Origin of the sequence: Altererythrobacter sp. KTW20L (assembly GCF_023501975.1) — a bacterium.
Lineage (GTDB): Bacteria > Pseudomonadota > Alphaproteobacteria > Sphingomonadales > Sphingomonadaceae > Alteraurantiacibacter.
Genome location: NZ_JAMFLH010000009.1, coordinates 66,513 through 88,565, shown reverse-complemented (window position 1 = coordinate 88,565; position 22,053 = coordinate 66,513). Strand labels below are relative to the sequence as shown.

26 protein-coding genes are annotated in these 22,053 nt (G+C 65.1%); 17 read left to right on the top strand and 9 right to left on the bottom strand.

Features of this window, described 5'->3' with window-relative positions; genetic code table 11:
- Window positions 1-65 precede the first annotated feature (65 nt).
- Window positions 66-1,241 (top strand): phospholipase D-like domain-containing protein, encoded by a 1,176-nt coding sequence (locus M3P36_RS10545; RefSeq protein ID WP_249703215.1) that lies wholly within the window; start codon window positions 66-68, stop codon window positions 1,239-1,241.
- Between the two features lie 7 nt (window positions 1,242-1,248).
- Here the strand turns inward: M3P36_RS10545 and M3P36_RS10540 are convergent, their stop codons facing one another.
- Entirely contained in the window at window positions 1,249-2,778 is a 1,530-nt protein-coding gene (locus tag M3P36_RS10540; protein WP_249703214.1) for a replicative DNA helicase, read from the bottom strand.
- A 165-nt stretch (window positions 2,779-2,943) separates the two neighbouring features.
- On the opposite strand from M3P36_RS10540, the gene M3P36_RS10535 reads away from it, so the two are divergent.
- The 4 genes from M3P36_RS10535 to M3P36_RS10520 are packed head-to-tail and all read left to right on the top strand — an operon-like array spanning window position 2,944 to window position 4,906.
- On the top strand, window positions 2,944-3,438 hold the full coding sequence (locus M3P36_RS10535; RefSeq protein WP_249703213.1) for a UPF0262 family protein: 495 nt from the start codon (window positions 2,944-2,946) through the stop codon (window positions 3,436-3,438).
- A 43-nt stretch (window positions 3,439-3,481) separates the two neighbouring features.
- Window positions 3,482-4,162, top strand: coding sequence for a glycoside hydrolase family 25 protein (locus M3P36_RS10530; protein WP_249703212.1), 681 nt, complete (start codon window positions 3,482-3,484; stop codon window positions 4,160-4,162).
- On the top strand, window positions 4,159-4,578 hold the full coding sequence (locus tag M3P36_RS10525; protein WP_349630569.1) for a cytidine deaminase: 420 nt from the start codon (window positions 4,159-4,161) through the stop codon (window positions 4,576-4,578). The genes M3P36_RS10530 and M3P36_RS10525 overlap by 4 nt, the downstream gene beginning before the upstream one ends.
- Window positions 4,579-4,624: 46 nt before the next feature.
- Window positions 4,625-4,906, top strand: a complete 282-nt coding sequence (locus M3P36_RS10520; protein WP_249703211.1) for a hypothetical protein — start codon at window positions 4,625-4,627, stop codon at window positions 4,904-4,906.
- Window positions 4,907-5,032: 126 nt separating this feature from the next.
- On the opposite strand, the gene M3P36_RS10515 is transcribed toward M3P36_RS10520, so the two are convergent.
- A complete protein-coding gene (locus M3P36_RS10515; RefSeq protein WP_249703210.1) occupies window positions 5,033-6,166 on the bottom strand; it encodes a M14 family metallopeptidase in 1,134 nt (377 codons plus the stop codon).
- Window positions 6,163-6,756 carry a hypothetical protein gene (locus M3P36_RS10510; protein WP_249703209.1) on the bottom strand — a complete coding sequence of 198 codons (594 nt, stop codon included), beginning with the start codon at window positions 6,754-6,756 and terminating at the stop codon, window positions 6,163-6,165. The genes M3P36_RS10515 and M3P36_RS10510 overlap by 4 nt, the downstream gene beginning before the upstream one ends.
- Before the next feature lie 109 nt (window positions 6,757-6,865).
- On the opposite strand from M3P36_RS10510, the gene galE reads away from it, so the two are divergent.
- The 3 genes from galE to M3P36_RS10495 all read left to right on the top strand — a co-directional run bounded on the left by galE (window position 6,866) and on the right by M3P36_RS10495 (window position 8,829).
- The gene (gene galE / locus M3P36_RS10505) at window positions 6,866-7,885 is read left to right on the top strand and encodes a UDP-glucose 4-epimerase GalE (RefSeq protein ID WP_249703208.1); all 1,020 of its coding nucleotides are present in this window, start codon (window positions 6,866-6,868) and stop codon (window positions 7,883-7,885) included.
- Between the two features lie 113 nt (window positions 7,886-7,998).
- Window positions 7,999-8,124, top strand: coding sequence for a type B 50S ribosomal protein L36 (gene ykgO, locus M3P36_RS10500; protein ID WP_033920696.1), 126 nt, complete (start codon window positions 7,999-8,001; stop codon window positions 8,122-8,124).
- Between the two features lie 72 nt (window positions 8,125-8,196).
- Window positions 8,197-8,829 (top strand): HAD family hydrolase, encoded by a 633-nt coding sequence (locus M3P36_RS10495; RefSeq protein WP_249703207.1) that lies wholly within the window; start codon window positions 8,197-8,199, stop codon window positions 8,827-8,829.
- A gap of 78 nt (window positions 8,830-8,907) precedes the next feature.
- Here M3P36_RS10495 and M3P36_RS10490 read toward each other — a convergent pair whose 3' ends face one another.
- Window positions 8,908-9,219 (bottom strand): DUF8200 family protein, encoded by a 312-nt coding sequence (locus M3P36_RS10490; protein ID WP_249703206.1) that lies wholly within the window; start codon window positions 9,217-9,219, stop codon window positions 8,908-8,910.
- Window positions 9,220-9,374: 155 nt separating this feature from the next.
- Here M3P36_RS10490 and M3P36_RS10485 point away from each other — a divergent pair, with 155 nt between their 5' ends.
- Entirely contained in the window at window positions 9,375-9,854 is a 480-nt protein-coding gene (locus tag M3P36_RS10485; RefSeq protein ID WP_249703205.1) for a winged helix-turn-helix transcriptional regulator, read from the top strand.
- A gap of 18 nt (window positions 9,855-9,872) precedes the next feature.
- Here the strand turns inward: M3P36_RS10485 and M3P36_RS10480 are convergent, their stop codons facing one another.
- Genes M3P36_RS10480 through M3P36_RS10465 form a run of 4 tightly spaced genes read right to left on the bottom strand, consistent with a single transcriptional unit; the run spans window position 9,873 to window position 13,107 of the window.
- Window positions 9,873-10,436, bottom strand: a complete 564-nt coding sequence (locus M3P36_RS10480; RefSeq protein ID WP_249703204.1) for a manganese efflux pump MntP — start codon at window positions 10,434-10,436, stop codon at window positions 9,873-9,875.
- Entirely contained in the window at window positions 10,433-10,939 is a 507-nt protein-coding gene (locus M3P36_RS10475; protein ID WP_349630568.1) for a GNAT family N-acetyltransferase, read from the bottom strand. The genes M3P36_RS10480 and M3P36_RS10475 overlap by 4 nt, the downstream gene beginning before the upstream one ends.
- Window positions 10,932-11,618: a rhomboid family intramembrane serine protease gene (locus M3P36_RS10470; RefSeq protein WP_249703203.1), complete on the bottom strand. Its 687-nt coding sequence runs from the start codon at window positions 11,616-11,618 to the stop codon at window positions 10,932-10,934. Before M3P36_RS10470 ends, M3P36_RS10475 begins: the two co-directional genes overlap by 8 nt.
- Window positions 11,611-13,107, bottom strand: coding sequence for a YifB family Mg chelatase-like AAA ATPase (locus M3P36_RS10465; protein WP_249703202.1), 1,497 nt, complete (start codon window positions 13,105-13,107; stop codon window positions 11,611-11,613). The genes M3P36_RS10470 and M3P36_RS10465 overlap by 8 nt, the downstream gene beginning before the upstream one ends.
- A 126-nt stretch (window positions 13,108-13,233) precedes the next feature.
- On the opposite strand from M3P36_RS10465, the gene M3P36_RS10460 reads away from it, so the two are divergent.
- The 6 genes from M3P36_RS10460 to yihA all read left to right on the top strand — a co-directional run bounded on the left by M3P36_RS10460 (window position 13,234) and on the right by yihA (window position 17,336).
- Window positions 13,234-13,971 carry an alpha/beta hydrolase gene (locus M3P36_RS10460; protein ID WP_249703201.1) on the top strand — a complete coding sequence of 246 codons (738 nt, stop codon included), beginning with the start codon at window positions 13,234-13,236 and terminating at the stop codon, window positions 13,969-13,971.
- Between the two features lie 68 nt (window positions 13,972-14,039).
- Window positions 14,040-14,174, top strand: coding sequence for a 50S ribosomal protein L34 (gene rpmH, locus M3P36_RS10455; RefSeq protein ID WP_249703200.1), 135 nt, complete (start codon window positions 14,040-14,042; stop codon window positions 14,172-14,174).
- 135 nt (window positions 14,175-14,309) lie between these two features.
- Window positions 14,310-14,678: a ribonuclease P protein component gene (gene rnpA / locus M3P36_RS10450; protein ID WP_249703199.1), complete on the top strand. Its 369-nt coding sequence runs from the start codon at window positions 14,310-14,312 to the stop codon at window positions 14,676-14,678.
- Window positions 14,679-14,686: 8 nt separating this feature from the next.
- On the top strand, window positions 14,687-14,884 hold the full coding sequence (gene yidD / locus M3P36_RS10445) for a membrane protein insertion efficiency factor YidD (RefSeq protein ID WP_249703328.1): 198 nt from the start codon (window positions 14,687-14,689) through the stop codon (window positions 14,882-14,884).
- Window positions 14,885-14,947: 63 nt separating this feature from the next.
- Window positions 14,948-16,663: a membrane protein insertase YidC gene (gene yidC / locus M3P36_RS10440; protein WP_249703198.1), complete on the top strand. Its 1,716-nt coding sequence runs from the start codon at window positions 14,948-14,950 to the stop codon at window positions 16,661-16,663.
- Window positions 16,664-16,667: 4 nt separating this feature from the next.
- Entirely contained in the window at window positions 16,668-17,336 is a 669-nt protein-coding gene (gene yihA, locus M3P36_RS10435; protein ID WP_249703197.1) for a ribosome biogenesis GTP-binding protein YihA/YsxC, read from the top strand.
- 193 nt (window positions 17,337-17,529) lie between these two features.
- On the opposite strand, the gene M3P36_RS10430 is transcribed toward yihA, so the two are convergent.
- Window positions 17,530-19,848 carry an EAL domain-containing protein gene (locus tag M3P36_RS10430; protein WP_249703196.1) on the bottom strand — a complete coding sequence of 773 codons (2,319 nt, stop codon included), beginning with the start codon at window positions 19,846-19,848 and terminating at the stop codon, window positions 17,530-17,532.
- Between the two features lie 236 nt (window positions 19,849-20,084).
- Here M3P36_RS10430 and M3P36_RS10425 point away from each other — a divergent pair, with 236 nt between their 5' ends.
- Complete coding sequence (locus tag M3P36_RS10425) at window positions 20,085-20,750, top strand: glutathione S-transferase family protein (RefSeq protein WP_249703195.1); 666 nt, start codon at window positions 20,085-20,087, stop codon at window positions 20,748-20,750.
- A 128-nt stretch (window positions 20,751-20,878) separates the two neighbouring features.
- A complete protein-coding gene (gene dapE, locus M3P36_RS10420; RefSeq protein ID WP_249703194.1) occupies window positions 20,879-22,018 on the top strand; it encodes a succinyl-diaminopimelate desuccinylase in 1,140 nt (379 codons plus the stop codon).
- The last annotated feature ends 35 nt before the right edge of the window (window positions 22,019-22,053 follow it).

The window sequence follows — 22,053 nt, the reverse complement described above, 5'->3', positions numbered from 1 at the left end:
GATAGGCGGGCATGCTGCCAGCGTCAAGGTTTTCCCCGGTGCCCGACCTCGCTACAAGCGGGCCGATGGCAGAGCAAATCCAGACAGCAGCGGCGTTCCGCGACCCGCCGCCCTTCGCTGTCGAGGCTGTCGGGCTGTCGCTCGAATTCCTTCCCGGCGGGCCTGACCGGCTCGAGCACCTGCTGGCCATGATCGACGGGGCGCGGGCCAGCCTCAAGATGGTGTTCTATATCTTTGAGTGTGACGCATCGGGAGGAAGGGTGCGCGATGCCCTGGCCGCTGCTGCCGGGCGCGGGGTCGATGTCTGCGTGATCGTGGACGGCTTTGGCGCCAATGCCGAGGAGGAATGGTTCGCCCCGCTGGTGGAGGCGGGCGGGACTTTCCTGCGCTTCCATCCCAAGTGGACACGCCGCTATCTCATCCGCAATCACCAGAAGATGGTGATCGCCGACGGGCGGTTGGCCATGATGGGTGGTTTCAACGTATCCGATGCCTACTTCGCCTCCCCCGAGGCCGAGGGGTGGAACGACCTTGCCTTCACCATCGAAGGGCCGGTCGTGGCGCGGATAGAGGAGTGGTTCGGCCAGCTGGAGGACTGGGTCGCCCGTCCCAGGGCGCAGTTCCTCGCCATCCGCCGTGCCGTGCGCGAATGGGACGCGGGGACGGGGCCGGTGCGGCTGTTGATCGGCGGGCCAACACGCGGGCTGTCCACCTGGGCCAGGGCCGTGGGCGAGGACCTGATCCATTGCCGCCGGATGGACATGATGATGGCCTACTTCACGCCCCCGCGCCGCCTGCGCAGGCGGATGCGGCAGGTCGCGTCGCACGGGCAGACCCGGTTGCTGATGGCCGGCAAGTCCGACAACGGCGCCACCATCGGGGCGAGCCGCCTGCTCTATCGCCGCCTGCTGAAGGCCGGGGCGAAGATCTGGGAGTTCCAGCCCACCAAGCTGCACACCAAGCTGATCGTGCTGGATGACGCGGTCTATCTCGGCAGTGCCAACTTCGACATGCGCAGCCTCTACCTCAACCTAGAGATCGTACTCAGGATCGAGGACGCCGGGCTGGCCGAGCGGATGCGCGCCCATATCGACCACCACATTGCCGCGTCCGAGGCGATCACGCCGCAAGTGCTGGCGGCCAAGGGCGGCGGGCTCACCCGGCTGAAATGGATGGCGAGCTGGCTGCTGGTGGGTGTGATCGACTACACCGTCAGCCGCCGCCTCAACCTGGGGCTTTAGGGGCGGATCACTCGAAGTCGCTGCGCTGTCCCGGATGAAGGTCGCCGAACTTGGTGAACTCGCTCTGGAACATCAGCTGGACATTGCCGGTCGAGCCGTGGCGCTGCTTGGAAATGATGACCGTGGCCTTGTTCATCACTTCCAGATGCCGCGCCATCCAGGTGTCGTACTTGGCGATGGCATCGGCCGAACTGGTCTCGCTCGGATCCTCGGGCTTGGCGGCGTTGTGGTAATACTCCTCGCGGAAAATGAACCACACCATGTCGGCGTCCTGCTCGATCGAGCCCGATTCGCGCAGGTCGGACAGCTGCGGGCGCTTGTCCTCGCGACTTTCCACCGCGCGGGACAGCTGCGACAGGGCGATTACCGGCACAGACAGTTCCTTGGCCAGGGTCTTGAGGCCCCGGCTGATCTCGGAAATCTCGTTCACCCGGTTGTCGTTGCCCCGGCCCGAACCTTGCAGCAGCTGCAGGTAATCGACCACCACCAGCCCGATATCGTGCCGCCGCTTCAGCCGCCTGGCGCGGGCGCGCAGGGCAGCGATCGACAGGGCTGGGGTATCGTCGATGTACAGCGGCAGGTTGGCGAGCCGCTGGCTGGCGAACGAGATGCGCTGGAAATCGTCGCGGCTGATTTTGCCCATGCGCAAGAGTTCACTGCTGATTTCCGACTGTTCGGCCAGGATACGGGTAGCGAGCTGGTCGGCGCTCATTTCCAGGCTGAAGAAGGCGACGGGCGAGCCGACCGACTTGGCGGGATCGATCCCGTCCTTCAGGTCGGTCTGGTAGCGGTGCGCGCAATTGAAGGCGATGTTCATGGCCAGCGACGTCTTGCCCATGGCGGGACGGCCGGCGAGGATTATGAGATCGCTGTCGTGTAGGCCGCCGACCTTGCTGTTGAGGTCGCTGAGGCCCGTGGTCTTGCCGGAGATGTGGCCGCCTGAATTGAGCGCCCGCTCGATCTGCTGCAGGGCGGCGACGCTGGATTGCCGGAAGCTTTCGGCCTCGTTCCCGCTGGAGGCGCCTTCGGCCACGCGATAGAGCGCGGCTTCGGCCTCCTCGATCTGGCGCATCGGTTCTACTTCGACCGAGGTGTCGAGCGCGCTTTCCACCAGTTCGCGGCCGACGCTGACCAGTTCGCGCAGCAGCGCCAGGTCATAGATCTGCTGGGCCAGTTCTCGTGGGGCGAGCAAGCCCTGGCCGTCGGCCGTCAGCCGCGCAAGGTAGGCCGTGCCGCCCAGGTCCCTCAGCGCCTCGTCGGTCTCGAAATAGGGTTTCAGGGTAACCGGCGTGACCACCATCTGCCGGTCAACCAGGGTCAGCACCCGCTCGAACACGCGGGCGTGGACCGGGACGAAGAAATGCTCGGGCCGCAGGGGAACGGTCAGTTCCTCCAGCACGCGGTTGTCGATCAGCACGGCACCGAGGAAGGCGGCCTCGGCCTCCATGTTGGCGGGCAGAGCGCGGCCGGCAGGTTCGGCATTGCCGGTTGTTCCGGCAGAGGATTGAGGGCGGATCAGCAGCTCTTCATCGGTCATAGGGGCCTGATGCGCGCCCGCGCGGCCTATCGCAAGATGCCAAGGGGCCGAACTCGCCCTAGCCCCCTGTGGATAGCGGGAAGAACTTTTCGCCGCCGCATTTCGCGCCCTGGTCTGCATTTCGCATTTGCAGCACTGCGCCGGGTCTGCGAAACCCGCTGCCCCATGACACCTGCCGCCCACCTCGACCGGATCGCCTCCATCACCCTCGACGAGGCGACGATCCTGGCGCGCAGCGAGCAAGTGGAAAGCGAGCGGGCCGTGGCCCTGCGCGACCTGGTGGAGGCCAACAGCTTCATCCCGCTGCGCGCGCTGGAGCGGGGGCACCATGGTCCGTGGGCGCTGCACCTGTCGGTGATCGACGGCAAGCTGGCGATCAGCTTGCGCGATCATGTCGGCGAAGATGCGGGCACCATCGGTCTGGGGCTGGCGCGGCTGCGGCGGGTGATCCGCGAATATTTCGCCATCTGCGATTCCTATTACAAGGCGCTGAGGAAGGCCACGGCAGCCGAGATCGAAACGCTCGACATGGCCCGCAGGGCGATCCACGATCGCGGCACGCGGCACCTCGTCGAAGTGCTTGATGGCAAGATCGAAACCGATTTCGATACGGCAAGGCGGCTGTTCACATTGGTCTGCGTGCTGCATATAAAAGCCTGAGGCAGCGGGGTCGGTTCAAGCAATCATGGGCAGGAAAAGGGCATTGTCCTGGCGGACGCGCATTGCCGCAGCAGTGGTGTTGCTGGCTCTGGCGGGCGCTGTGTGGCTGTGGTGGACCGCCCAGCACTGGACCCCGTCGCGCGCCGAGTTTCCCACCCAGGGCGTGCTGGTGGGCGCGGCCGACGGGCCGGTGGATTTCCGCGCCCTGACGGCCGTGGGTGCCAATTTCGCCTATATCGAGGCGAGCAAGGGCGAGCGCGAACGCGACGCCATGCTGGCAGAGAACCTGCGCGCGCTGGCTGCGGCAGACCTGCCCTATGGCGTGGTCCATGCCTATGATCCGTGCCTTCCGGCCGAGCGGCAGGCGGGCAATTTCGTCACCATCGTGCCGCGCGATGCGGCCATGCTGCCGCCGGTGATCGCGTTGGAAACTACTGCTGCCGAATGCGCCGATCCGGTGACCGAGGCGGGCGTGGAAAGCGAACTCACCACTTTCATCAACCAGGTGGAAAGCCACATGGGCCAGGCCGCGATCCTGAAACTGGGCGAGGACTTCCAGCAGCGCCACCCCATTGCCGCGCGGATAGAACGCAACCTGTGGCTCGATCGCGCCTTCCTCCAGCCCGAATATGCCGGACGGCCTTTCACCCTGTGGACCGCCAACCCGCGCCTGTGGAGCGATGTGACCAGCCAGCCGGTACGCTGGGTGGTGGTGCAACCGTGAGTTTTGATCGCGAAGCCCTGGTCGAAGCGGCCCGCGCGGCGGCGGACATGGCCCATGCGCCCTATTCGCAGTTCCGCGTGGGCGCGGCGCTGCTGTTTGCCGATGGTGCGGTGGTGACCGGCGCCAATGTCGAGAATGCCAGTTACGGCCTGTCGCTCTGCGCCGAGACTGTCGCGGTGGCGAAAGCCATGAGCGAAGGGCGGCGCGGCGGACTGGTGGCAGTGGCGGTGTCCGGTCCCGACGCAGCCGAGATCAGCCCCTGCGGGCGGTGCCGCCAGGTGCTGACCGAGCTTGCCGGACTTGATGGTAGCGACCCGTTAGTGCTGGGCGCGGGAACCGGAGGGGCGCGTGAGTGGCACCTGTCGGACCTGCTGCCCGATGCCTTCGGGCCGGATGCGATTGCAACCAAACCCTGATCGGCATAGCCTGCCCGCCGAGGGACTTTTCGGAGAGGGTTGAGCCATGAAAATTGTTCGTTTTGCCGGGGTTGCACTGGTTGCATCGCTGGTCGCCATGCCTGCCTTGGCGCAGGATTCGCCGGTTGTCGGCGTGTGGAATACGCAAGCCGTGACCGATTTCGGCACCTTTGCCAGCACGGTCACCGTGATTGAGGACGAGGGCGGCTATCTCGTCACCATCGAAGATGCGCCCGCCGAAGGAATGCCGCCGATGGAAGGCTCGGTCAGCGACGTGGTGGTCGAAGGCGCGAGCTTCTCGTTCAAGCGTAACCTCGCCGGGCCTTAGGGGCCGATGGTGCTGGCCTATACCGGCAATGTCGAAGGCGATGCGCTGACCGCCACGGTGGCCAGCGATTTCGGCAATATCCCGGTGACCGGAACCCGCGCAGACTAGGGTTCGAACCCTAACCTCTCAGCGCTGCTCCAGCCATTCGAGCAGCGCGCCGAGGCAATCGCGGCCCAGCGCCTGGCAGCGTTCCGGACTCCACCCTTGTGCCAGGTCGGGCAGGGGATCGTGGTCCTTGAACGGCATTTCCAGCGTCATCGCCACTGCTCCAAAGCGTTCGGCCAGCTGGTTGGTGCTCATCGACAGGTTGGCCTTGCCCGGCCCTGCGGCTGGATAGCCCAGCGCGGTCTGGAAGTCGGGCGTGCGGCGTTCGAGGATCTGGCGATAGAGCTTGAAGCCCGCGCCCTGTTCGTCGGTCCATGAGGGAATGCCCTCGAACCCGGCGAGGAAATTGGCGGCAATCGCCTCGTCCCCGTGCACGTCCATCGCGAAGTGGACGCCCGTGGCGTCCATCGCGTTGCGGATCGCCAGCACTTCGGGTGAGCGCTCGGGCGAGGGATTGGCCCATTCGCGGTTGAGGTTCACGCCTGCTGCATTGGTGCGCAGGTGCCCGCGAACTGAGCCATCGGGATTGCAGTTGGGCACCACATGGAAAGTGCAGAGCTGGCGCAGGCGGCGGCCGACGGGGTCCGACGGGTCGCACAGCATGTCGAGTGCCCCGTCCATCCACCATTCGGCCATCGATTCGCCCGGATGCTGGCGGGCATAGAGCCAGACCTGCTTGTCACCTGTGCCGAGGTCGAGGCAGTCGATGGTGCGTCCATCAAGCGTAAGGCCGAGCGTGCGGTGCGTCACGCCCTCGCACAGGGCCGCATCGGCCACCAGGTCCTGGTGCTGCTCCCAAGAATAGGGCGCGAAATAGGCGAACCAGGCGAGGTCTCCCACTGGCTGGAAGCGGATCGTCAGCGTGCCGCCCTGTTCGGCCTTGTCATAGCTCGTGTCGGCGCGCCCCCAGTAGGCGCGGTCTTCAGAATAGCAGGCGCGATAGTCCGGCCAGCCACCTGGATAGGCCGATTGCTCCAGCCCGGTGATCTTCAGCTCAATTTCGCGTCCGCCACAGCCCGAAACCCGGAAATGGAACCACTGGAAGAACTCGCTGTCCTTGTCCTTGCGGATGGCGAGGCGCGCCTTGGTGCCGGAAATTTCCAGCACCTCGATGTTGCCCGAATCGAATGCGGCATTGACCTGGATATCACTCATTCGAATTCGACCGTCTCGCCCGAATTGCCCGGGAAATCGGCGAACAGTGCACCCATCGAGCGCGTCGCGGCGGTGGCTGGCTGGGCGAGTTCGTGGTTGACCGTGGCGGCATAGGTCGCCCGCCCTTCCCACAGGTTCTGGCCGCCCGCCGCGGGCCGGATGGTGACGGCAACCTCGCGCTCAACCCGGTCGGCGGGGGGCGGTGTCAGGTCGATACCGAGGCCGAGGCCCACGCTCGATCCATAGGAGCCAACGCCAGCACCTCCGCCCACGCTGACAGGGCCGCGCCGCTGGCCTGCAGGAACCACCCGCTCGTCAACGGACAGGGTGGCCACCTGCGCCGCCTGGCCATCGACCACGCGATAGCCCAGCGCCGCCAGCTCGGCCGCCAGGGCATCGCGATAGAGGCCATATTCGACAGAAGCGTCTGCCAGCATGGAGTCCGATGAAATGCTGATCGTGCCCGTGCCCAGCTGCGCCGGGGCGGAGCCGACAAACCGCGTGACCTCGACCGGCGAGACCCATGCGGGGGTGGAACAGGCTGCCAGCGTGGTGGCGGCAAGGGCGGAGAGGATCAGGGATCGGTTCATGCCAGCCAAACGCCTGAAAAGGCGAAGGGTTGCGGCTTCGAGACCAATGGTGCGATTATTGGTGCTCACAGTTAATGCTTGCTTTGCCTTGTGGTGGTATCGCGACTGCATGAGCACTTCACTCCCCGTACTTGTCACAGGTGGCGCCGGCTATATCGGCAGCCACGCGGTGCTGGCCCTGCGCGACCGTGGCACCCCGGTGGCCGTAATCGACAACCTTTCAACCGGTTTCCGCTTCGCCATACCCGACGATGTCGCCTTCTACGAGGGGGATGTGGCGGACGAGGCGCTGCTGGCGCGGATTTTTGCCGAACAGCAGATTGGCGCGGTGATGCATTTTGCCGGATCGATCATCGTGCCCGAATCGGTCGAGGATCCGCTCAAGTACTATCACAACAATACTGCCAAGAGCCGGGCGCTGATCGAAGCCGTGGTCAAGGCGGGCGTGCCGCACATGATCTTTTCGAGCACGGCGGCGACCTATGGCATTCCTGCAGTGTCGCCGGTATCGGAAGACATCCCGAAGCAGCCGATCAATCCCTATGGCTGGTCCAAGCTGATGACCGAGCAGATGCTGGCCGACACGGCCTTTGCGCATCCTTTCAACTATTGCGCGCTCCGGTATTTCAACGTGGCAGGGGCCGATCCGCAGGGTCGCTCGGGTCAATCGACCGCAGGCGCGACACACCTCATCAAGGTGGCGGTGGAAGCTGCGCTGGGCATGCGGCCCAGCGTGGGGGTGTTCGGCACCGACTATGCCACGCCCGATGGCACCGGCGTGCGCGACTATATCCATGTCAGCGACCTCGCCCAGGCCCATGTGCTGGCGCTCGATGCACTGGTGGAGCAGCCGGAAAGCTCGCTGACGATGAACTGCGGCTATGGCCGGGGTTTCTCGGTGTTCGAAGTGCTTGATGCGGTGGACCGGGTAACCGGCGGCACACTGACCCGCGTGCTCGGCCCGCGCCGCGCAGGCGATCCCGATTCGCTGGTGTCCGATCCTGGCCGCATCAAGGCGACCCTGCCGTGGGTTCCACGCCATGCCGATCTCGACGAAATCGTCGCCCATGCGCTGGCCTGGGAGCGGAAACTGGCCGACCTGCCGCAGAACCATCAGTCTGCCGCCTAAACCACGCCTGACTCCTGTTGACTTTGCAGGGGGGCTTGCGTAACCGCGCCTCCATGAATTCCGGCATCGGAGAGACAAACTCCGGTGCCGCTTATTTTTCAGGATTTGTAGTCATGAAGATCGTCAACAGCCTCAAGTCGCTCAAGGGCCGTCACCGCGACAACCGCGTGATCCGTCGTCGCGGCCGGGTCTATGTCATCAACAAGACCAACCGCCGCTTCAAGGCCCGCCAGGGCTGATGCCGGCCGTGCCGCGACCTGTTCGCGGTTCGGGTCTTTTGCAAAGCCCCCGCCACCGCGGGGGCTTTTTGCATGTCTGAGGGTCAGGAGCGGATGGGCCGTCCGGTCGCGGTTGTGTGGGACGTGGGCCGCGTCCTCTACCAGTGGAACCTGCGGTTCCTGTTTGCCAAGCTGATCGCCGATCCGGACGAACTGGAATGGTTCGTAGCGAACGTGGTGACCGAAGAATGGCATTTCCAGAGCGATGCCGGACGCCCGCTGGCCGAGATGGTGCCGGAACTCAAAGCGCTCCATCCCCGGCATTCGGACCTGATCGACGCCTATGTCGAACGGTTCGTGGAAACCCTGCCGCACGCGGTGCCGGGCACCCATGCGCTGGTCGAGCGACTGGGCGCGCGCGGGGTGAAGCAGTTCGCCCTGTCCAACTTCGGGGCCGAATTCTGGGCCAAGCTCCGTCCGCAGTCGCGCATTTTCGATCACTTTGCCGATTGCGTGATTTCCGGCGAGGAACGCTGCGCCAAGCCGCACCCGCAGATTTATGCCGTGCTGGAACGGCGTGCGGGGCTGGCGGGGACTGACCTGCTGTTTATCGACGATCGGGCCGACAATATCGCCGCAGCCCGGGCGCTGGGCTGGCACGGCCACCTGTTCACCGATGCCGCAGCGCTCGAAGCGGACCTTGCGGCCCACGGCCTGATCGCCTGACGACAAAAAGGCCCCGGCACGCAATGTGCCGAGGCCCTGAGGCTTGTCCCGGGATGGATTGCGGGACTGGAAGGGTGTTCAGCCGTTGCAGCGGGCGAGGTCAGCCTCTGCCAACACCGCGTCCCCGGCCGAGAAGCTTACAACCTGGCCGAGCTTGCGATTCAGTTCGCGGCAGACGCGCAAGGGCCGGGTTCCGTTGACGGGGGCCGAACAGGTCGTGCCTTCACACCGCCAGGCAATGCCGCCTGCCACCACCCGCGCATCGGCAACCGGCGCGGCCAGCTCGGCCGTAAACCGCGCGGCAGGCGCCTGGGCCGAAATGGCCGCAGGGGCCAGCGACAGACCGACAGCCATGGCGGCAAGAATGGCGAAGCGGGGGCGGAGCGACATGGCGATTCCTTCTCAACAGTTTCATTGAACAACTGGTTTCGAATCGCTACCTATGTTGGTGCATTTCAAAATGCAACGGGAATTGCTGCGCGAAGCGAATTTTTTTGGCTTTGTCCCGATTGGTTGTAGGACGAATACAGGAATGGGACCGAGCGATGGGTGAATTGCGCGAACAGTTGCGGGACATGACCGATTGCGGCTTGCCGCAGGCGCTTGAAGTCATGGGCGAGCGGTGGTCGTTCCTGATCCTGCGCGCCGCCTTCAACGGCTTCATCCATTTCGAGGAATTTTCCAGCGAACTGGGCATTGCCCGCAACATCCTGTCCAACCGGCTGGGGCGGCTGGTGGAGCACGGCGTGCTGACGCGCGAGCCCTGCGCGGTGGACAAGCGCAAGATCGAATACCGCCTGACGCCCAAGGGCGTGGACCTGCTGCCCGCCATGCTGGCGCTGCGCCAGTGGGGCGAAAAGCACGGGGTGAATGTCGATCCCGAACTTGTCCTGGTCGATGCCGCGAACGGCCAGCCGGTGGCCCCCATCGCCATCCACGCGGACGACGGGCGCGAACTGGGCTGGCACGATCTTGCCTGGCAGAAGCGCGAGGATGTGGGCAAGGGCGGCCCCGGCTGCTGCTGAGCCTTGGTCCGCCTGCGTCTAGCCCAGGTGTTCGAGCAGGATCTTCGCGCCCAGCCCCACCAGCACCACGCCGCCGGCCCCTTCCGCCAAGCGGCCATATTTCCCGCCGATGCGGCTGGCGAACCAGTATCCCGGCACGCACAGCGCGGCTGTAACCAGCGCGATCACCGCGCAGGCGAGCCACACCGGATAGCCGAACAGATCCAATGTCAGCCCGGCAGCGGCAGCATCGATCGAGGTGGCGATTGCCGCTGCTCCCAAGGCCAGCCAGTGCGCGCGCAAGCTGGTGCCCGCGCCCTCCACCGCGTCCTCCGCATCGGCGGAAAAGGCGGCGATGAGCATGCGTATGCCGAGGAAGGTCAGCAGCCCAAAGGCGATCCAGTGGTCGAATGCCTCGATCCATCCGGCGAACAGTGCGCCAAGGCTCCACCCCAGCAGCGGCATGAGTCCCTGCGCCGCACCAAACACCAGCCCGGTTTCCAGCGCGCGGCCCAGCGAATGCTGCCCGCCCGCCCCGCGCGCGATGGAAACGGCAAAGGCATCGGCGGCCAGCGCCAGCGCGAGGAGGAACAGTCCGATCATTGCGCGCCTTCCAGCTTACGATACATGACCAGGGCATCGACCGTGCTGCCATCGGGCAGGCGGAAGGCATCGGGCAGGCGGCCCACCTCTTCCATCCCGACCGATTGCCACAGGTGCAGCGCTGCCGCATTCGTCGCCACCACCAGGTTGAACTGCATGGCGGCGAAGCCCTGCACCGCCGAGCGGGCAAAGCTGTCGTGCGCCATGGCCCGCGCCACGCCGCGTCCGCGTGCTGCGGGATGGACCATGTATCCGGCGTTGGCGACATGGGCGGCGGGGCCGGTGGAATTGGGTTTCAGGTAATAGGTGCCGACCAGCACACCGCCCGTCTCCGCCACGAAGACCTGCTTGTCCGATGCGAACCAGTAGGCGAACACCTGCTCGCGGCTGGCACCGGGATCGACGGGGTAGGTTGTTCCTTCGCGCACGACCGGTTCGAGGATCGCCCATAAGGGATCGTCGTCAGCCGGGCGCATGGCCGGGCGAAACACCAGATCAGCCACGCCGCCCCCCGTCGAACAGCCCCGCAGCAACAAGCCCGAACAGGAAACCGCCAAGGTGCGCTTCCCATGCGATCATGATGCCGGTGCCCCCCAGGAAGAACGGCACGGCAAAGATCGCGATCAGGATCAGATTGGCCTTGGCAAATTGCCAGATCCGCCGCCCCAGTTCGCGGCTGAACAAGGGCAGCAGCCGCCCCTTGCTGCCGACCCGCGAGACATAGCCGATCATGCCGGAAATCGCGCCCGATGCGCCGACTGCCGGGATGGCGCCGTCAGGGTTGAGGCCGACGAACATCGCTGCCCCCGCCAGTCCCGACAGGAAGTAGAAGGCGAAGAACCGCAGGCTCCCCCCGGTCCAGTCGCCGAATGACGCGCCCATCGCCCAGACCAGCGGCCCGGCAAAGCCCAGCAGCACCGCGCTGTTCATCCCGATATGCAGCAGCCCCGCATGGGCGAACATGTTGAGCACGATCGTATCGTATCGCCCCTGCTCCAGCGCGAGGGCCGAAATGCCCCATTCGCGCATGTCGCCTGTCGGCAGGTGCGACAGCCAGGCCGCCCAGATCAGCGCCAGCAGCACTGCGGCGGGGATGTGGACGGCCTTGGGCAGGTGCATCCTGCCCGGCGCGGTGCGAGGGACAGACACGGTGACCTGCGGCTTCTGTTCTTCTTCAGGCACGGGGCGCCTGCCGCCGATAGCTCAGCGCCTCGGCCACATGGATCCGGGTGACCTGCTCACTGCCGGCGAGGTCGGCAATGGTCCGCGCCACGCGCAACATGCGGGTATAGGACCGGGCAGAGAGGCGCATGGCGGCGGCGGCCTGCATCAGCAGCTGCTTGCCCGCATCGTCGGGCGTGGCGTGTTGTTCCAGCAATTCGCCGTCCAGCTCCGCGTTGGAGCGCACCCCGCGTGCGGTCTGCAAGGTGCGGGCCGCCAGCACGCGGGCGGCCACCTGGGCGCTGCCTTCGGCGGGAGGGGGCAAGGCAAGGTCGGCGGCGCTGACGGGATCGACTTCCACATGCAGGTCGATCCGGTCGAGCATGGGACCGGACACCCGCGTCTGGTAGTCCGCCGCGCAGCGGGGCGCGCGCGAACAGGCCAGCGCCGCATCGCCCAGGTGCCCGCAGCGGCACGGGTTCATCGCGGCGACCAGCTGCACCCGTGCTGGAAAGCTGACATGGGCATTGGCCCGCGCCACATCGACCTTGCCCGTTTCCAGCGGCTGGCGCAGCGAATCGAGCACCGGGCGCTGGAATTCGGGCAGTTCATCAAGGAACAGCACGCCGAGATGGGCCAGGCTGACTTCGCCCGGACGCACTTTCAGTCCGCCGCCGGTGAGCGCGGCCATGGAGGCGGAATGGTGTGGCGCGCGGAACGGGCGGGTGCGGCTGATCCGGCCGCCTTCGAGTGTGCCCGCCACGCTCGCGACCATGCTCACTTCCAGCGCCTCGGCAGCGGTGAGCGGGGGGAGGATGCCCGGCAGACAGCTCGCCAGCAGGCTTTTGCCTGCGCCCGGCGGCCCGACCATCAGCAGGTTGTGCCCGCCCGCTGCAGCGATTTCGAGAGCGCGCTTGGCCACTTCCTGGCCTTTGACCTGTTTCAGGTCCGATCCGTGGTCGGGTTCGTCCACTTCGCCCGGTGGCGGGTCGGGCAGGGGGCCGATGCCTTTGAGGTGGTTGAGCAGGCTGACAAGATCGGGCGCGGCCACCACCGGTACGCCGCTGGCCCAACGCGCTTCGGAGCCCTGGGCAGCGGGGCAGATCAGGCCCAGTTCGCGTTCGCTGGCGTGCATGGCGGCCAGCAACACGCCGGGCGAGGCAACGATCCGGCCATCCAGCGCCAGTTCGCCCACGGCGACATATTCGGTCAGTTGTTCGGCATCGGCCACGCCCATCGCCGCCAGCAAGGCCAGCGCGATCGGCAGGTCATAGTGGCTGCCTTCCTTGGGCAGGTCGGCGGGCGACAGGTTGATGGTGATGCGCTTGGGCGGCAGGGCGAGGCCCATGGCGGCGAGTGCGGACTGCACCCGCTCGCGGCTTTCGCCCACGGCCTTGTCGGGCAGGCCTACCACCGCAAAGCGCGGCATGCCGGCCGCCACCTGGCACTGCACCTCCACGGCGCGTGCATCGAGCCCCAGATAGGCGACGGTTGAAACCAGAGCGACCAAGCGAAAACCCTTCCTCCTGCCCCTGATAGCGATGCCGCCTGCCGTGTCGAGCGGCGGCTATGGTAAATCCCTCGAAAACCGTGCTTCTTCATCTTTCGGCAGGGCGCGGCGCGCAGTGCATGGGCCATGCGTTTTGCCGCTGCCCTTGCTGCCCTGTTCGCCATCGGCCTTTCCGCGCCTGCCGCGGCGCAGACCTATGTCTATGAAGTGATGGTCGAGGAATGGGTCGAGACCACCTCCTCGCGTTTCGTGTCGCCTGCGCTGGCCGAGGCGGAAAGCCACGCCGTCGCCGCCTACGGCCCCTTTCGCGTGCTCGGCAATGGCCGCGCCGCGCTGGTGGGGGTGACCGATTTCCACTCGCCCCGGCAGTTCGCGGCCATGCTGGCGGCCTATCCCGGCATCGACACGCTGGAATTCGTCGAATGTCCCGGCACCTATGACGACCGGGCGAATCTGGCGCTTGGCCGGATGATTCGCGTCGCCGGGATTGCCGCCGTGGTGCCGGAAGGCGGATCGGTCCGCTCGGGCGCGGTCGAGCTGTTCCTGGCGGGCGCGGAACGCTCGATTTCCGACGGGGCGGAATTTGCCGTCCACGCCTGGCTCGATGACCGGGGCATGGGCGCGCACGACTATGCCGCCGATTCGCCCGAACATGCCAAGTACCTCGCCTATTACCGCGAAATGGGCATGGCGGCGGACGAGGCTGCGCGGTTCTATGCCATGACCAATTCGGTGCCGTTCGAGGACGCGCTGTGGCTGACGGGTGAGGAGATGCGCGATTGGGTCGGGCTGGAGCGCCCTGTGCCCGCGCAGCAGGAACTGCCGCGGCTGGCATATCTTGACTTGGAGGCTGGCCTCAACTAATCGCCCGCCCCAACACGGTTGCCCCTGTCGGCGGCCCTTTTGCCTATTCTATTTTGCAGGAATTACCCATGAAGCGCACTTTCCAGCCGAGCAACCTCGTTCGCGCCCGCCGCCACGGCTTCTTCGCCCGCAAGGGGACAGTCGGTGGCCGCAAGATCCTTGCCGCCCGCCGTCGCCGCGGCCGCAAGACGCTCTGCGCGTAACCTGTTTTTCGAAGGGCCATCCGGCCCTTCGTCCTCGGTGCTGATCCCTCCACTTCGTTGCGGGGCACCTGCGGGCGCGCAGTCGCGCTTGCGGGCCACTTTCAGCGGCCCGTCTTCTTACCTATATCTGCGACCGTGACTCTTACGGTTCTCACCAAGCGCGCGGATTTCCTCGCCGCCAACCGCGGACTGCGCAATGCGCGGCCAGGGTTTGTGCTGCTTACCAGGCCGAACGACGGGCGGGGCGTGCGGTTCGGCATCACGGTGACCAAGAAGGTCGGCAATGCCGTGGTGCGCAACCGGATGAAGCGGCGGTTCCGCGAATTGCTGCGCGATGCGCTGCCGGTGCAGGGCCTGCCGGATCATGACCATGTGCTGATCGGGCGCGATGGCGGGATCGAGCGGGACTTTGCGCGGATGAAGCTGGAACTGGGCCACGCGCTCGTCGCTGCCGCCGAGGGCAAGGGCGACAAGGGGCGCCCCCCGCGCAAGGTGAAGCGGTGAAGCAGGTCATGATCTTCGTGGCGCGGGCCTGGCAATGGGGCCCCAGCCGGGTCCTGCCGCCATCGTGCCGCTATCAGCCAAGCTGTAGCCAGTACGCCATAGAAGCCCTGCAGAAGCATGGTGCAATCAGGGGTGGATGGCTGGCGGCGAAGCGTCTATTGCGCTGCCACCCTTGGGGGGGACACGGCCACGATCCCGTTCCCTAGGCCTGTGTCCCAGGAACAATCTTTCATGGCATACGACGATCAACTGACGGACGGAAGCAGACCTTGAACAACCAGAAGAACCTCATCCTGGCCGTCGTGCTCAGCCTCGCCCTGATCCTCGGATGGGATCTGGTCATGACACGTTTCTTCCCGCAGCCGGAGCCCGCACCCGTCGTCGCCACATCGGCCGAACAGCTCGATGCGCCGATGGTCGAGACCGAACTGGTGCGCGATCTGGACACCACCCTTGCCAGCACCGACCGCATTGGGATCGACGCGCCGGAAGTGGGCGGCTCGATCAATCCGGTCGGCGCGCGGGTGGACGATATCGTGCTCAAGTCCCACCGGGAAACCGTGGACCAGGACAGCGGCCCGATCCGGTTCTTCTCTCCGCTTGGTACCCCGGGCCAGCACTTCGCCCGGTTCGACTGGGTGGGCGAGGGCGTAACCGTGCCCGACGCGCAGACCGTGTGGACCGTGACTGCGGGCGACCGGCTTACGCAGGAAACCCCGGTCTCGCTGGCGTGGGATAACGGCGAGGGCCAGCTTTTCGGGCTGACCTTCGCGATAGACGACAAGTACATGATCACCACCACCCAGACGCTGACCAACAATGCGGCGGGATCGGTGGCAGTGCGTCCGCGCGGGATCATCAACCGCACGAGCCTCAACGCCAGCCAGAGCACCTGGAACGTCCATTCGGGACCGATTGCCGCGGTTGACCAGAAGGTGAATTTCGACTGGGACTATGACGACGTCAACGAGGAGGGTGGACAGGTCAACCTGCCGGGCCGCCCTGACTGGGTTGGCTTTACCGATATCTACTGGATGTCGGCCCTTATCCCGCAGACCGGCCTGGCGTCCCAGGCCAGCTTCAGCGAGGCGGGCGCCAACCGCTATGCCGCCGTGCTGCTCTATGACGTGGTCACCGTGCCACAGGGTCAGCGCGTTAGCCATACGACCCAGTTGTTCGCCGGCGCCAAGGAAAGCGCCGTGCTGGACCAGTATGAAGCAGCCGGCGTGGCCAAGTTCGGCCTCGCCATCGACTGGGGATGGTTCCGCTGGATTGCCTGGCCGATGTGGCAGGTGCTGATCTTCCTGTTCGACCTGGTGGGCAATTTCGGCCTCGCCATCATCTGCCTGACGATCATCGTACGGGCGATCATGTTCCCCATCGCCCAAAAGCAGTTCGCCTCCATGGCGGCCATGCGCGCGGTACAGCCCAAGATGAAGGCGCTGCAGGAACGCTACAAGGACGACAAGCCGCAGCTCCAGCAGCAGATGGCCAAGCTCTACAAGGACGAGAAGATCAATCCGCTGGCCGGCTGCCTGCCGATCTTCCTGCAGATCCCGATCTTCTTCGCCCTGTACAAGGTGCTGCTGCTGGCGATCGAGATGCGGCACGAACCGTTCTACCTGTGGATCAAGGATCTCTCGGTCCCCGATCCGGCGCATATCCTCAACCTGTTCGGCCTGCTGCCGTTCGATCCGCCGGGCTTCCTTGCCATCGGCGTGATGGCGGTGATCCTGGGCCTGACCATGTGGCTGCAGTTCAAGCTGAACCCCGCCGCCATCGATCCGGTGCAGCAGCAGATCTTCATGATCATGCCGTGGGTACTGATGTTCGTGATGGCACCCTTTGCCGCTGGCCTGTTGCTCTACTGGATCACGTCCAACATCCTGACGCTGGGCCAGCAGAAATACCTCTATTCGCGGCATCCGCAGTTGAAGGCCATGGCCGAGAAGGAGGCCGCACCCGCTGCGGCCGACAAGGGCTGATTGCGTGCCAGACAAGCAACCCGAAGCCCAGCCCGAACAGCCTGACAACCATCTGGCCGAGGAAGCGCGCAAGCTGTTTTCCGGCCGGGTGGAGTTCCTGAAAAGCGCGCCGACGCTGCAGTTCCTGCCCGATCCGGACTTTCCGGAGATCGCCTTTTGTGGACGGTCGAACGTGGGCAAGAGCTCGCTGATCAATGCGCTGACTGGGCGCAAGTCCATCGCCCGCGCCTCGGTCACGCCGGGGCGCACGCAGGAACTGAACTTCTTCGAGGTGGGCGACCCCACCCTGTTCCGCCTGGTCGACATGCCGGGCTATGGCTTTGCCAAGGCGCCCATCAAGGTGGTCGACAAGTGGCGCGCGCTGGTGCGCACCTTCCTGCGCGGGCGGGTGGTCTTGAAGCGTACGCTGGTGCTGGTGGACAGCCGCCACGGGCTGAAGGATACCGACCTCACCATGATGCAGATGCTCGACGAGGCGGCGGTCGGTTACCGGCTGGTGCTGACCAAGGCCGACAAGATCAAGGCGAGCGAATTGGCTGCAGTCGAGGCCAAGGTGGCGGCAGAGGCGCGCAAGCATTCCGCCGCCCATCCGCAACTGCATGTGACCTCGGCCGAAAAGGGTATGGGCATCGCCGAACTGCGCGCCGCCGTGCTGGCGGACGTGCACAGCTGAGCACCAGGCGCGCGCAGCCAAATTCCATTATGCCACAACGGAAAAGGGCGCCCCGAGGGACGCCCTTTTCAAAACTCGTTGTGTGGTGGCTCAGCCGGCCTTGCGGCCCAGAAGCCAATCCCAGAAAGCGCCCATGTCACGTCTCCTTGATCAGACGTGGTTTCAATGCGTTAACCAGGTTTGTTTGTAAAGCCTAAACCATGTTTGCCTTGCGCGTTTGCGGGTCAAGTTGTTGGAACTTAAGGATTTCATCAAACGAGATGGGCCGCGATATGGCGAAGCCCTGGGCCACGACACAGCCCGAATCGCGCAATATCGTTAACGTGGCCTCGTCTTCCACTCCTTCGGCCACCACTATGATTCGCAAGTCTTTTCCCAGGCTGAGCACGCTGCGCACGATGGCCAGCGCCTTGGGATCGTCCTTGATGGCCGAGGTGAACAGGCGGTCGATCTTGATCTCGTGGAACGGCAACCGCTGCAGCGCTTCAAGGCTGGCGGCGCCGACGCCGAAATCGTCCATCGAGATTTTGGGGCCCAGTGCGGCCAGTTCGCCCAGCACCTCGGCAGCGCGGTCGTGATTGGAAATGCGGTAGGTTTCGGTGATTTCGAGCGTGAGCAGTTGCGCATCGAACCCTGTCTCGGCCAGCACCTCGCTGACCATCCGCACCACATCGCGTTCATGGACCAGCGTGGCCGAGATGTTGACCGCCACGGCCAGCGGCAGGCCGTTGGCGGCAAAGGCATTGCCCGCCCGGCAGGCCTCGGCCAGCACATGGCGGGTCAGGTGGCTCATCCGGCCGGCGTTTTCGCACTGGCGGATGAAGTGGTCGGGCGGGATCAGGCCCTTTACCGGATCGCGCCAGCGGACCAGCGCTTCCACCCCGATCAGCTCGCCGGTACGGACCAGCACCTTGGGCTGGTAGATCGTGTAGATCTCGCCATTGGACAGGGCCGTATCGATCCGTGCCTGGAGCGAGATGTTCCAGATCAGGTCCTCGTCGCTCGCCAGTTCGGCAATCAAAATCGGGTCATAGGTTTCGGTCGTGCGCTCGGCCGCATCGAGCGCGGCGGCGAGGCGGCGGGCAACATTGGGGCTGGGGGTGATATCGACCCCGAAGGTGATGCCAACATCGACCTGGTTCTCGCCCACCAGCAGCGGAGACGAGAACAGGGCCCTGAGGCCCTCTAAGTGATCGCGGATCAGCGCCGGTTCCTTCTCGGGGAAGGTCCAGGCGATCGAATGGCCCTGGCCGAGATAGATCACCGCATCCTTCTTGGCCGCTTTGAGGCGACCGACAATCCGCAGCAGGTATTCGGCGTGCAACTCGGTCGGCAGGGTCTTGCGCACTTCCTCGAACCGGTGGATCCGCGCCACTATGATCGCGGGCACCGTGTCGGCCACGGTCTTGTCGTTCTCCAGCGCGGCGAAAGTCGGCAGGCCGGTATCGGCATCGACCATGCGGTAATTGCTGCGCCAGTTGGCGCGGGCACGCATCAGGCCGTAAAGGCCAAGCAGGACCAGCGCGCCGACAATACTGATCATCAGGCCCATTTGTGCCGTGACGAGGAGCGCGACCGGAAGCGAGGCGATCAACAGGCCATAGCCGGTATAGCGAATGGCCTTGCGCCCGATCTGGCTCAGCAGGAACAGCAGCGCCAGGACGATCAAGGCAACCATCTGGCTTTCGGTGCGCTGGGTATAGCCGGCCTTGAGCGTTTCTGCGGCGTAGATGTCGATCATCGGCGCAGGAACCTCCATCTGGCCCGGGATGTTGGGGTCGACCGCATCGGACCGGTTGAAGCTACCCAGCACCAGGACCTTGCCGGCCAGTTCCTGCGGGATTTCACGCTCGATCCCCAGCGGACCCTTGTTCGCGGAGAGGTCTTCCACGCGGTAGCTGGGAATGCTTGCCAGATCGAAACCGTAGTTGATCCGGAACTCACCCGAATACTGCTGCATCCCTGCGATTGATGCGGCCAGCGAAGGATACTGGCGGTCGTTCAGGTTGACGGTAAACGGCACGTCCCAGACATAGCCGAGGAAGTTGCGCCAGCGCAGACTTGCAACCAGGGGGATGTCTTGCCCGATAGCCGGAGTGGTTTCGGTCATCTGCAATTGACCGTTCATTCCGCTGGAAATGTTCTCGACGAGAAAGGCTTTGCCTTCGAAGTCGTTCAAAGCCTGCCGCAGACGCGCATCTGCTGCGGGCGTTGAAGACGCGTCGAACGACATGGTCACATATACCCGGTCCACCCCGGCATTGCGCAGCCGGTCGAGCGTTTCCGCCAGGGCTATCCGCCGTTCTGGCGCGTTTTCGTCTGTCAGGTTCTGGTTCGACCTGACATAGACAATATCGCCCGATGCCTCGAAATTGGCGAACCGCGCCTGCATCATCCAGTTGAACTGGTCGAGCGGCACGAGCAGGGTGGAGAAGGCGAGGCCGAGCGCGACAAGGCCTGCCCAGGAGGCATGCCTGATGCGCTCTACGGCGCCGTTTCGTTCCTTGCTCATAGGCATAGGAATGTCTCGCGTTCACCCTTTTATCGCCCGGTTTCGGGCTATTCCATCAAGCTCTAGGCCTGCGATGGTAAACAAACCCCTTCCAGCGGAGCTTTTGTAAGGAGCAGGTTAACCTCTTTGCGGGACAGATGGGCGGGACAGTCCGCCGGGCTGTTCAGGCTCGACAGCCACTGGGTGAATGCGTAGGCCTGACCCTGTTCCAGGGGCAGCAGACACAGGATGGCCGCATGAAGCTGATAATCGGCAACAAAACCTATTCCAGCTGGTCTCTGCGCGGCTGGCTGGCGGCCAAGCAATCGGGCCTGATGTTCGAGGAGCTCACCGTCCATATCGACGGCGACGACTGGCAGGCGATGAAGCGCGAGGGCGGCGAATTCCAGCCATCTGCCGGCAAGGTGCCGGTGTTGTGGGACGGGGACGTGGTGGTGTGGGACAGCCTGGCGATCATGGAATACCTGTCCGACCGGGTGGGCCGCGACCGCTTCTGGCCCAAGGACGATGCAGCCCGCGCCATGGCCCGCTCGATGGTGGCCGAGATGCATTCGTCCTACCTCCCGTTCCGCCGCGAATGCCCGATGAATATCCGCCGCCAGGTGCCGATCGACCTTAGCGACGATTGCCGCGCCAACATCGTCCGCATCCTCGGCCTGTGGGCCGAAGCCCGGGCGCGCTATGGCCAGGGCGGCCCGTTCCTGTTCGGCACCTTCTGCGCGGCCGACATCTTCTATGCCCCGGTAGTCAGCCGGTTCATCACCTATGGCATTGCCGTGCCCGGTTTTGCCCAAGCCTATATGCAGGCGCTGTGGGAACATCCGTGGATGCAGGAATGGGTCGATGGTGCCATGGCCGAGGAGTGGCAGATCGCCCAGTTCGAGGTGACGCCGGGCGCCTGAGCGGAAGGCCCACGATAACCATAGCTGTTAGGCATACCGGGCAACCAAACCCCGCTTTGGGGCAAGCGCCTGCTTGTCTCGTCAGGGCTAAGTCCATATGCCGCCAAGCTCAAGATAGAGGATGGCCCATGCAAGACCCGGTCGATCTGGCCCAGCAGTTGATCGCCTGCGAAAGCGTGACCCCTGCCACCGGCAGCGTATTCGATTGCCTTGAGGAGATGCTGGCCCCGCACGGGTTCACGGTGCATCGCTTCATCGAAGGCAAGGACGCCGCCGCCAGCAACGAAGGCCCGGTGGAGAACCTGTTCGCCGTGCGTCACGGCCCGTCCGGCAGCCGCCACTTCGCCTTTGCCGGCCACCTCGATGTGGTCCCTGCGGGCGATGATTGGACCAGCGGGGCCTTTGCCCCCGAGATCCGCGGCGACCTGCTCTATGGCCGCGGCGCGGTGGACATGAAAGGCGCGATTGCCTGCATGGTGGCGGCCCTGGCCGATATCCCGGCCGACGCGGGCACGATCAGCCTGATCATCACCGGCGACGAGGAAGGCGAGGCGCAATATGGCACCCGCGCGCTGATGGACCGGATGGCCGAATTGGGCGAAAAGCCCGACCTCATCCTGGTGGGCGAGCCGACCAGTGTCCACCGGCTGGGCGACATGATGAAGATCGGGCGGCGCGGGTCGATCAATGCCTGGTTCGTGGTCGAGGGGCGCGAGGGGCACGTGGCCTATCCCCACCTGGCCGACAATCCGCTACCCCGGCTGGTGGCCCTGCTGGCCGATCTCGATGCGATGGAACTGGACCACGGCACGGACTGGTTTCAGCCGTCGAACCTGGAAATCACCGACATTGCCGTGGGCAACAAGGCCACCAACGTGATCCCGGCGCGGGCAACGGGCCGTATCTCGATCCGCTTCAACGACCTTCATTCCGGCGCCGGGCTGGTGGCGCGGCTGGAGGAGATTGCCGCGCGGCACGGGGCACTGGCCCGCCCGGTGATCTATGGCGAGCCGTTTCTCACCCCGCCGGGCGAGTTCTCCACGATGATCGCCGATGCGGTGGAGGCCGAAGCTGGTATCAGGCCCGAACCCAGCACCAGCGGCGGCACGTCCGATGCGCGGTTCCTCAAGAATATCGCGCCGGTGATCGAATTCGGCCTGACCAATGCCACCATGCACAAGCGCGACGAGGCGGTGGCGGTGGAAGACCTTGGCGTGCTGACCCGCATCTACCGGCGCATAGCGTTGGCGGCGCTGGCTGGGCCCTGATCCCCTACGACAGACTGCGCATGACAGGGCCGCCT

Coding starts and splice junctions, on each gene's coding strand:
- M3P36_RS10460 (WP_249703201.1), top strand. CDS start 13,234: ATGCGTTTTGCCGCTGCCCTTGCTGCCCTGTTCGCCATCGGCCTTTCC.
- M3P36_RS10545 (WP_249703215.1), top strand. CDS start 66: ATGGCAGAGCAAATCCAGACAGCAGCGGCGTTCCGCGACCCGCCGCCC.
- M3P36_RS10430 (WP_249703196.1), bottom strand. CDS start 19,848: ATGAGCAAGGAACGAAACGGCGCCGTAGAGCGCATCAGGCATGCCTCC.
- M3P36_RS10520 (WP_249703211.1), top strand. CDS start 4,625: ATGAAAATTGTTCGTTTTGCCGGGGTTGCACTGGTTGCATCGCTGGTC.
- galE (WP_249703208.1), top strand. CDS start 6,866: ATGAGCACTTCACTCCCCGTACTTGTCACAGGTGGCGCCGGCTATATC.
- M3P36_RS10535 (WP_249703213.1), top strand. CDS start 2,944: ATGACACCTGCCGCCCACCTCGACCGGATCGCCTCCATCACCCTCGAC.
- M3P36_RS10515 (WP_249703210.1), bottom strand. CDS start 6,166: ATGAGTGATATCCAGGTCAATGCCGCATTCGATTCGGGCAACATCGAG.
- ykgO (WP_033920696.1), top strand. CDS start 7,999: ATGAAGATCGTCAACAGCCTCAAGTCGCTCAAGGGCCGTCACCGCGAC.
- M3P36_RS10480 (WP_249703204.1), bottom strand. CDS start 10,436: ATGATCGGACTGTTCCTCCTCGCGCTGGCGCTGGCCGCCGATGCCTTT.
- M3P36_RS10495 (WP_249703207.1), top strand. CDS start 8,197: ATGTCTGAGGGTCAGGAGCGGATGGGCCGTCCGGTCGCGGTTGTGTGG.
- M3P36_RS10425 (WP_249703195.1), top strand. CDS start 20,085: ATGAAGCTGATAATCGGCAACAAAACCTATTCCAGCTGGTCTCTGCGC.
- yidD (WP_249703328.1), top strand. CDS start 14,687: ATGATCTTCGTGGCGCGGGCCTGGCAATGGGGCCCCAGCCGGGTCCTG.
- M3P36_RS10540 (WP_249703214.1), bottom strand. CDS start 2,778: ATGACCGATGAAGAGCTGCTGATCCGCCCTCAATCCTCTGCCGGAACA.
- dapE (WP_249703194.1), top strand. CDS start 20,879: ATGCAAGACCCGGTCGATCTGGCCCAGCAGTTGATCGCCTGCGAAAGC.
- M3P36_RS10485 (WP_249703205.1), top strand. CDS start 9,375: ATGGGTGAATTGCGCGAACAGTTGCGGGACATGACCGATTGCGGCTTG.
- M3P36_RS10510 (WP_249703209.1), bottom strand. CDS start 6,756: ATGAACCGATCCCTGATCCTCTCCGCCCTTGCCGCCACCACGCTGGCA.
- M3P36_RS10490 (WP_249703206.1), bottom strand. CDS start 9,219: ATGTCGCTCCGCCCCCGCTTCGCCATTCTTGCCGCCATGGCTGTCGGT.
- rpmH (WP_249703200.1), top strand. CDS start 14,040: ATGAAGCGCACTTTCCAGCCGAGCAACCTCGTTCGCGCCCGCCGCCAC.